4 protein-coding genes are annotated in these 9,816 nt (G+C 65.0%); all 4 read right to left on the reverse strand.

The annotated features are described in order from the left end of the window. Positions 1-322: 322 nt before the first annotated feature. Positions 323-1,672, reverse strand: coding sequence for an HlyD family type I secretion periplasmic adaptor subunit (locus tag AC1DVA_RS25160; RefSeq protein WP_265053184.1), 1,350 nt, complete (start codon positions 1,670-1,672; stop codon positions 323-325). 50 nt (positions 1,673-1,722) lie between these two features. After that, positions 1,723-4,365 (reverse strand): cadherin-like domain-containing protein, encoded by a 2,643-nt coding sequence (locus AC1DVA_RS25165; RefSeq protein ID WP_476807682.1) that lies wholly within the window; start codon positions 4,363-4,365, stop codon positions 1,723-1,725. After that, positions 4,362-6,158 (reverse strand): type I secretion system permease/ATPase, encoded by a 1,797-nt coding sequence (locus tag AC1DVA_RS25170; protein WP_476807683.1) that lies wholly within the window; start codon positions 6,156-6,158, stop codon positions 4,362-4,364. Before AC1DVA_RS25170 ends, AC1DVA_RS25165 begins: the two co-directional genes overlap by 4 nt. A gap of 85 nt (positions 6,159-6,243) precedes the next feature. Beyond that, positions 6,244-9,816, reverse strand: a 3,573-nt coding sequence (locus tag AC1DVA_RS25175) for a beta strand repeat-containing protein (RefSeq protein ID WP_476807684.1), incomplete at its 5' end; no start/stop codon positions are given.

Genomic DNA, 9,816 nt, shown 5'->3' on the forward strand with positions numbered 1-9,816 from the left:
CCGAGAACACCGAAGAGGACTCCCGATCGAACCGCCGCCCAATCGAACTCATCGACTCGCCGGCCTTCCAGCGATCCCAGATCTCAGCCCGCTGGGCCGCCGAATAGTAGATCCGCCGCCGCTGCTTCATCACCCACGCTCCATCTCCAAAGGAAAAGTAGCGTGTTGCGATTACCGATTGAGACCACCGCCCATTGCGGACGTTCGGTATGTCTGCTTCCGGATGGTCCCAGTTTGGCGCGGGCAGCGCCAGCGCCTCGACAATTTTCCACGCTGTTAGATCCAGTTACGCTACTTCGGTTCACTCGCAGGTGAATAGAACTCAGCGCTCCAGGAACATCCGGCTCGCATGGTCGGTGAAAGGCTTGGTCAGGAACGAGAGCGCCTTGCGCTCTTCGGTGGTGATCATCACCTCGACCGGCATTCCCGGGAGGAGCTTGCGGTCGCCGAGCACCGCGATATCCCCTTCGATCTGGACCTCGCATGTATAGTAGTTTTGGCCGGTCGCGGGATCTTTCGTCGTGGCCGGCGAGACATGGCTGACCCTGCCGGGAATTTCGGGCGTCATGTTGCGATTAAAGGCTGAGAAGCGCAGACGCGCGGCCTGACCGGGTTTGACCTGGTCGATATCAGCCGGTGCGATACGCACCTCGATCGTCAGTTTTGCCCCGATGGGAACGATGGTGGCGAGCCGCGCAGCCGGCGTGATGACGCCGCCGATGGTGAAGATCGTCATCTCGTTGATCGTCCCGGCGATTGGGGAGCGGATCTCGGTGCGTGACAGCCGGTCTTCACCGGCGACGCGGCGGTCCTGCAGCTCCGACAGCTTGGCTTCGACCAGACGCAGTTCGCGCTGCGCCTCCGTCCGCGCGGTGTCGTTGATGGAGATGATCTGCAGCCGGGTTTCGCTGATGCGAAGCTTGGCACGCGCGAGCGTCGCCTCGATCTCCCCGCGCTCACCGAGCAGCCGCGCCCATTCCCGGTTGATGTTGAAGACCTTTGAGCCATCGATATAGCCCTTCTGGAAGAGCCCGAGAAACTTCGTGCGCTCCATCTCGACGAGCCTGAGCTCCTCGGATTTGGCGACATGCCGCGCTTGTAGCCCCTTGATCTCCTCCCCGGACTGGACGATGCCGATCTCGAGCTGCTCCTTGCGGCTTTCCCGATTGGTTCGGTTCCCCTCGAACAGACGCGTCTCGCCCTTGATGATCTCAGCGGCCTCCTCGGAAAAGGCGGCGAGAGGGGAAGGAAAATCGACCTTGTCGAAACCATCACGCTCGGCGACCAGCCTGGCGCCGCGGGCAAGATGCTCCGCCAGCTGAGAGCGGACGATCGACAGTTCCGCGCGGGTCTGGACGTCCTCGAGCTGGAACAGAACCTGTCCCTCGCTGACGTTGTCGCCCTGCCTGACCGCGATCGACCGGATGATGCCGCCGTCGCGATGCTGCACCTCCTTGAGGTTCTGATCGACCTTGACCGTTCCCTGGCCGAGAACCGCGCCATTGAGATTGGCCGATACAGCCCAGCCACCGAATCCGACCACGAGCAGCAACGCCAGCGCCATGCCGGAGACAATGTGCGGACCAAGGCCGAAATCGGCCCGCCGTTCGGCCGCGCGAGCGCCTTTCTGTGCCTTGGCGAAGAGCTTGGCGTCGAAATTTTGGGCATTCATGACACGAACCCTCTCGGCGCCATAGCGAGCGGCGACCACACCACGCTGGATCAGTAATAATACAATTTGTGAGCACCATAGATTTCGATCGAGAAATCCTTTTCGTCCTGCTGCGCGACGAAGACATCGACAAAGGTCCTGTCGTCCTCCCCGATCTTTTCGATGCGGAAGCGGAACGGGCGTCGGTCCTCGTCGGTGCCGTTATAGGTTTCGTTGAATGGGTCGATCTCGGTGCCGCCAGCCTCGGCGTCGGAATGGACCTGGTATTGCTTGACGATGATGCGGTCGCCCTCCTCGAGATCGAGGATCTGGTGGATCAGGTCGTTATYGGCGGGAGCGGATACGTCGAACTCGAACCGGTCCTCGCCCCTGCCGCCCGTCACCGTCGCGCCCTTCGACCCCACGATGAAGTGGTCGTTCCCCTCGCCGCCGATCAGGGCTTCGAAATCGAGAACCGTATCCTCCCCGATCTCGATGCCAACGGCCCTGTTCTCCGTCAGGTCGACGGTTACGCCATCGCTCGTCTGGGAAAGATCGAGGGTGTCATGCCCCTCATCGCCATGGAGGCAATCGTCTTGCTGATCCAGTGAGGCAATCACGATATCGTTGCCCGATCCCGCTCTGACCGTATCACGGCCCATTCCTCCATCGAGCGTATCGTTCCCGTCCCCGCCCTCGACGATGTCATCGCCGTCCCCGGCGCGGACAACGTCGTCGCCATCGCCGCCATCGACCTTATCGTCGCCGGATCCGGCAAACACGACATCGTCTCCGTTCCCTGCATCGACCTCGTCGTCGCCTGTGCCGGCATCGATAACATCACAGCCATCGCCGCCCTCGACCTCGTCGTCGCCGGCGCCGGCGAGCAAGGTGTCGTTTCCTTCGCCGCCATCGGCGAGGTCGTCGCCCTCCCCGGCATCGACGAGGTCGTCGCCCCGACGACCGACGAGAACATCGTTACCGGCCCCGCCCGAAAGCGTGTCGTCACCGTCGCCCCCGTCCAGACGATCGTCCCCCGCCTCGCCGAAGAGGGTGTCGTCGCCCTCCTCGCCGAACAGAAGGTCGGATCCAGCACCCGCCTTTGCGACGTCGTCGCCGCCGCCGAGCCGCATGACATCGCGTCCGGCGCCGAGCTGAACCAGTTCGACGCCAGCGCCGCCGAGCACCGTATTGTTGCCATCGGCGGCGCTGACGTGGTTCAGGCCGTTCCCGACCGAAATGATGTTATCGCCCGATCCGCCGTCGATCGCGCTGTCGCCGTCGCCGGTCGCGATGATGTCGTCGCCGGGACCGCCCGAGATAACATTGTTGCCAGGGCCGCTACGGATATGGTCGTTGCCCGGGCCGCCATGCAGCTCGTTGTCGCCGGCGCCGCCGTCGATTGCATCGTCACCGGCCTCGCCGAAGATCGTGTCGTTGCCGTCGCCGCCCGAGAGTTCGTCGTTCCCCAGGCCGCCGACGAGAAGGTCGTCGCCAGCTTCGCCGAACAGGCGGTCGTCGCCGTCCTCGCCGTAAAGGCGGTCATTGCCGGCGCCGCCGAATAGGACATCCATGCCGGTGCCGCCATAGACGACGTCGTTACCGGCACCGGCATAGACGATATCGTTGCCGGCACCCGCTATGATGTGGTCGTCGCCCGCGCCCCCGTGCACGATGTCGTTGCCGGCCCGCGCATCGACGGTGTCGTTCCCATCGCCGGCCCTGATCAGGTCGGCACAGTCCGTGCCGGTGAGCACGTCGTCACCGGCAGTGCCGTCCAGCTCCAGGATTTCGACCACCCGGAGTACCGCGACCTGCGAGACGGTCGCGATGCCATCGGTCACGCCATAGCTCACGAAGACGGGGCCGTAATATCCGGCAGCCGGCCGGTATTGCCAGCCGTCTTCGGTCAGCTCGATCGTGCCTGACGATACCTGCAGATTGCGGACCGTCAGCGGATCGGCGTCGGCATCCGACGCGCCCACCAGCAACCCCGCCGCTGTCAGCAGCAATGTCTGACAGGCACCGATCTCGCCAAGCTGGACCGATTTCGCCAGGCGCGGGGACCGGTTACGGGTCGTCGGGTCCTGCGGTCCAACCGGATCGGGATCGGGATCGGGGCCGTCGGGAGGATCATGCGGTTCGGGAACGAAGATCACCGGGTTGAAAGGCGCCACGACGACCGGCACCCGCGCCCCGCCCCCCTCGATGGGGACAAGATGTGGGCCGCTCGACACGCTCGCGCCGCCGATTATCTGCGAGCCCTCCGCGGCAAAACGGTTGTCGTTGCTGACCCGGTCCAGGCCGAATGCGATGGTTTCGCGCACGAAGGGCTGCAGGGGCAGCTGCTCATAGTCGATCGGCGGCGAATCGATGCCGAGGAAATCCACCAGCCCCGGCACCGGATCGCTCGCCGCGCCCGAGCCGAGTTCGTGGTCGTTCTTGTCCTCGGGAATCGAACCGGTTTCGTCCGGGTCGCCCTGAAGCTCCACCTCGCCGGCCGGCTGGGGTGCGGCCGCAGTGTCAACTGGGCCTGGCTCCGGTTCGGCCTGCGTCGACGTCAGCGAGCGCAGATATGCGGCGACCGCCAGAACGATCACCGCGAGAGCGGCCGGCCAGCGTGACGGCGCGGGCTCTCCCTGCGCCTTCCGGTAGATTTCCTCGGCTGAGGGTGCGGAATTCCGAGCGGGCCGGAGCGCCTTGACCTCGATCATGCTGTCACCCTCCTGAGCGGACCAGCGCCCGCATCGATCCCGCTGGCGGCGGGCAGGCGTGGCTCGACCGGAACATCGGTCCCGGCGGGTGCGGGCTGCTTCTGTACGGGGTTGAGGATGGTGTCCCTGGGACCGAAGCCGGTAAGCTTGCCGCCCTGCACGACGCCGAGCAAATCGACCGCGACAAGTGCGCTCGGCCGGTGGGCGACGATGATCGCGATGCCGCCGCGCGCCTTGATGCCTTCTATCGCCCTCGTCAGGGCTGCCTCGCCCTCACTGTCGAGATTGGAGTTCGGCTCGTCCAGCACGACCAGAAAGGGATTGCCGTAGAGCGCGCGAGCCAGGCCAATGCGCTGGCGCTGGCCGGCCGAAAGCGCGGTGCCCTGCGGCCCCAGCTGCGTCTGATACCCTTCCGGCAGCTTCACGATCATGTCGTGGATGCCGGCTGCGGTCGCTGCGGCCACGATGGCGGCCGGGTCGAGATCGGGCGCAAGCCGCGAGATGTTATCGCCGATGCTGGCATCGAGCAGGCTCACCTCCTGCGGCAGATAACCGAGATGGCGGCCAATCGCATCCTCGGGCCATTGCTCCAGATTCGCGCCGTCGAGCCGAACCGACCCGCGCAGGCACGGCCAGATGCCGGTGAGCGCGCGAACCAGGGTGGTCTTGCCGCCGCCGCTGACGCCGATGATGCCAAGTGCCTTGCCCGCGGTCAGCTCGAAACTGACCTCGCTCAGCAGCACCTGGCCGGATCCCGGCGCGGCGACCGTAATACGATCGACCCCGAGGGATCGGTGCGGTGCGGGCAGCTCCATCGGCTCGACCGCCTTGCTCAGCGCCACCACGGTCTCGCGCAGCCGCCCGAAGGCGAGGCGCGCGGCGACGAAGGATTTCCAGTTGCCGATCGCCTGGTCCACTGGTGCGAGCGCCCGCGCAGAGGCGACCGACGCGGCGATGATCGCGCCCGCGGAAAGCTCGCCCTTGATGGTGAGGAAGGCGCCGAGGCCGAGGGTCGCCGATTGCAGGATCATGCGCAGGACGCGCGCGACCGCTCCGAAGGTCCCGCCGAGATCGCTGGCACTGGTCTGCAGCGCCAAGTGCTCACGATTCACACGGTCGAAGCGTGCCACCGCGCGGCCGGAGAAGCCCATGGCCCGCACGACCTCGGCGTTGCGGGCATGGGTGTCAGCCATCGCATTGCGGGCGATCGCGGCCTGGCGCGAGCTGCTGCTCAGCCTCCGCGCCAGAATCTCGCTCAGGAGCGTCAGCAGGGACAGCACCACGGCGCCGCCCAATGTCAACGCGCCCAGCCAAGGGTGCAGGAAATACACGAAGGCCAGATAGAGCGGGATCCAGGGCAGGTCGAACAGGGTCGCCGGCCCCTGGCTGCCGAGAAACCCGCGCACCGTGTCGACGTCGCGGCCGCGCTCGAGTGCCTCCGTGCTGGAGAAGCCGAAACGCGGCATATCGAGCGCGACGCGATGGGCGAGTGGCGCGATATCTTTGTCGAGGCGCGCGCCGATCCGGATCAGCACCTGCGACCGGACAATGTCGAAGCCGCCCTGGAACAGATACAGGCCGATTGCGAGCACGGAGAGGGCGGCAAGCGTCTGAACACTGCCGCTGGTCAGCGCGCGGTCGTAGACCTGCAGCATATAGAACGAGCCGGTCAGCGCGAGGATGTTGATCAGGCCGGAGATCAGGAACAGGAACAATGCGACCTGGCGGAAATCCCGGGTCAGCACGGCTCCGTCGCGTTTGCGGGCTTCGGTGAGACGGGCAGAGGAGGCCATGGCGGCGCGCCCTTAATCATAGCGGTGAAGGAAAGTGGAGAAGGCGGGCGGACCACGCGGCCCGCCCGCCGGCCTTCGTTCACATTCACAAGACGAAGTTGTTTGCGGTCAGGTTGTGGCTGCCCTTGAGCTCGATGCGGAACTCCTCCGCCGCGTCGCCGCCGACATTGCCACTCACGACCGTGTAGGCGACGCCTTCCCGCTCCTCGTAGGACACCATCAACTGTGCCGCCGCATCGAAGGCAGGCCCGTTGACGAGCGTGAAGTTCTGGTTGCCCGCCACCCCACTATTGGCATCCATGCCAGACAGATCCAGGCGATCTCCGGGCTGGAAGTCGAGGATAGTGTCGCCATCCGCGCTCTCGACATCGGAGAAGCGGAAGACGTCATCGCCGGCGCCGCCCTCCATCACATTCACCGCGCGACTTGCGGTGATCGTGTCGTTTCCGGAGCCGGTCGCGACGTTCTCGATATGCCACAGCGTGTCGCTGCCGCTCTGGCTGCTGACGGCGCTGCCGCGCCCCAGCATGCCATTGCCGAGATCCACCGTCAGATTGGCGCTGATCGCCGACAGGTCGAGCGTGTCGACGCCGTTGCCGCCATCGATCTCGTCGCCGTAATAGGTGTCGTTGCCGTCACCCACCTCGCCGACGAACAGGTCGTTGCCGGCCCCGCCGAAGGCAGCGTCATCGCCCGCTCCGGCATTGATTACGTCGTTGCCGCCCTGGCCGAAGAGCCTGTCGGCTCCGGCCTCGCCATTGACCAGATCAGCGTCCGCTCCGGCGAAGACATGGTCGTCGCCCGAGCCGCCATGCACCGTGTCGCGACCCGCGCCACCGTCGACGAAATCGGCGCCATCGCCTCCGGAGATCGCATCGTCCCCGGCTTCGCCGATGAGGACATCGTCACCGGCAAGGCCGATGATGCTGTCGCCGCCGCTCGTGCCGAGCAGGACATCACCCGAGGCCGTCCCGCCCCGGACGTTGCTGCCACCCGTCGGCGTGGGAGCCGGCGTGCCCGCATCATCGTCGTCAGCGTCGCAATCGTCATCGTCGTCGTCGTCATGATCATCGTCATCTTCGTCTTCGTCTTCTTCATCGCCGGAGCCGAATTGCGGCATCCCATCGCCGGCGGTGAAGCAGATGCTATGTGTCGGACTCGTCATGGTGGTCACGCCGTTCGCGTCGGTCGTGATCTCGTAGTCCTCCGGCGCCGCGCCGTCGGGCAGCTCGATCACGTCCTGCGGCCGCAACGTCCCAACGATGGTGTCGTTGCCGCCATTGGAGCGGAACACGATGCGGTGCGCCGAGGTCAGGGCCGAAATGTCGACGGTGTCGTCGCCGGCCGCACCATCGATCGTGATGGTGTTGAGGCGCAGGCTCGTGGTCGAGAAGTCGCCGATGATCTCGAAGTTGTCGTTGCCGGCGAGACCGCCAGTTCCCGAAGGATCGGCGCCGTTGATGCGGATTTCTTCGATCTCGCTGAGTTCGGCGATCACCGAAGCGGCATCGGTGCCGTTGCGGGTAACGACGATCTCGGTGGCCGCCAGCAGCGCCGCTGCCGGATTGAGCGCCGCGAATTCGGCCCTCGTATAGATGCGGTAGGTTTCGGTCGAAGYATTGCCGACGATCGAGAAGGTGTCGCCGGCGCCGCCTTCGGTGCCGCCGTCGACTACGTCCCTGCCATCGGTCGGGCCGGAGGCATTGGCATTCCAGACGATCGTATCGTCGCCGTTGCCGCCATTGACGGTATCCACACCGGCATTGAGGCCGGGAATGGTCGCGTTGACGATGAAGTTGTCGATAAAGACGTTGTCGCCGCCATCCCAGTCGCCATTTACCTGGAAGCGGATCGCGGATTGCGGCCCGATTTGCTGCGCCGACAGGGCCACCGAGAAGTTGGCGTTGGTCGAATTGAGCACGCCACCGGCCAGGTTCTGCCAACTATTGCTGGTGTGATTCCAGGCCTGGACGGTCACGTTCTCCGTGCCGGTGACGCTGCCGTCGCCGGTAAAGGCAAACTGCACCGTCGCCGAGGTTGCGCCAGTCAGGTTGAAGGCGCGCTGGATCCACTCGCCGCCATCAAGGTTCTCGTTGAACTGCAAGCGACCGCCCTCGATGGAGATATCGCCACCGGTGGCACTGGTGGTCTCGCCACCGCCTTCGGCCCAGTCTCCGGCGAAGGAGATTGTGCCATTATTGTTCGAATAGGCCTCGGTGCCGAAGCTGTCGACAAAGGCACCGTTGTTGCTGCCGATCCCGCCCGAGAGCGTGTCATTGCCGTCGCCGCCATTGAGGATGTCGGCACCTTCGCCGCCATTGACGACGTCATTGCCGCCATTGGCGTTGACGGTGTCATTGCCGCCATTGGCATTGAACGTTTCGAAAGTGGTTCCCACGCCGTTGAGCGTATTGGCGTTGTTGTCGCCGTTGATCGTGCTGGTGGGCGCGGCGCCGGCCAGGATGAAGTCGAGCGCGCTGACGCCGACTGCAGTTGCACCGGTGCCGGAGACCGTGGCCTCGACCTCTTCGAGGCGGATGGTCCCGAGGACCACGCCACCGGCAATGCCGCCGCCATCATAGATCGTGATCAGGGTATCGTCCGTCGCCCCGTCTTCGATGTCGGCGACGGTCACCCGTTGGGCGAAGTTCGCTGCCGTGATCCCCAGGGCGCTGATATTGATCAGGTCCTGGTTGGCGGCGGTGCCACCGACCGAGTCGAAGCTGTTGATGATGTCGGCGCCGAAGCCCGCAGCGTTGTAGACGACGGTGTTGAAGCCGCCGCCGACATCGATGGTGTCGTTGCCGGCACCACCGATGATGGTGTCGTTGTCGTCGCCACCGTTGATCGTGTCATTGCCGTCCCCGCCATCGAGCAGGTCATTGCCGTCGCTGCCATTGAGCGCATCATTGCCGCCGGCGCCGAACAGTTCGTTGTTCGCGTTATTGCCGTTGATGACATTGTTGGCGGCGTTGCCTGTCCCTCTGACTGCCGTGTCGTTGAGGTCGAGATTCTCGACATTGGCGCCGAGCGTGAAATCGACGCTGGATTCAACGAGATCGGTACCGCCGACCACGAGGTCCGTGTTGGTTTCGGTCACCACATCGCCGGCATCGTCGACGAAGTAGGTGTCGTTGCCATCGCCGCCGATCATGGTGTCGGCACCGAGGCCACCCCGGAGGATGTCGATGCCGCCGAGCCCGCTCAGCGTATCGTTGAGGTCGCCGCCGGTGATGTCATTGTTGCCGGCATTGCCGGTGCCGACAAAGGCTCCCGCATCGGCCCCGCGATAGACGAGGTTTTCGACATTGGCCATGGCTGCCATGGACAGTTCGGTCATGAAGGTTTCGACCGTGTCCGTGCCTTCGCCGGCAGCTTCCACCACCACGTCGAGCAGGTCGTCGACGCCGTAGGTATCATTGCCGAGGCCGCCGACCAGCGTGTCGCCGCCGCCCGCCCCGACGAGGTCGAGAGCATCCGGATCGCCGGTATCGCGGGCATCGAGGTCGTCATTGCCCGCGCCGCCGACGAGCAGGTCGTCGCCGAGGCCGCCGACGAGATCGTCATTGTCGCCGCCGCCGAAGATCAGGTCGTTGCCGAGACCGCCGGTAATGGCGTCATTGTCCGCGTCCTCACCAGCGATGAAATTATTGGCGGT

The organism is Allobosea sp. P4_C6, assembly GCF_056402015.1.

Coding starts and splice junctions, on each gene's coding strand:
- AC1DVA_RS25160 (WP_265053184.1), bottom strand. CDS start 1,672: ATGAATGCCCAAAATTTCGACGCCAAGCTCTTCGCCAAGGCACAGAAA.
- AC1DVA_RS25170 (WP_476807683.1), bottom strand. CDS start 6,158: ATGGCCTCCTCTGCCCGTCTCACCGAAGCCCGCAAACGCGACGGAGCC.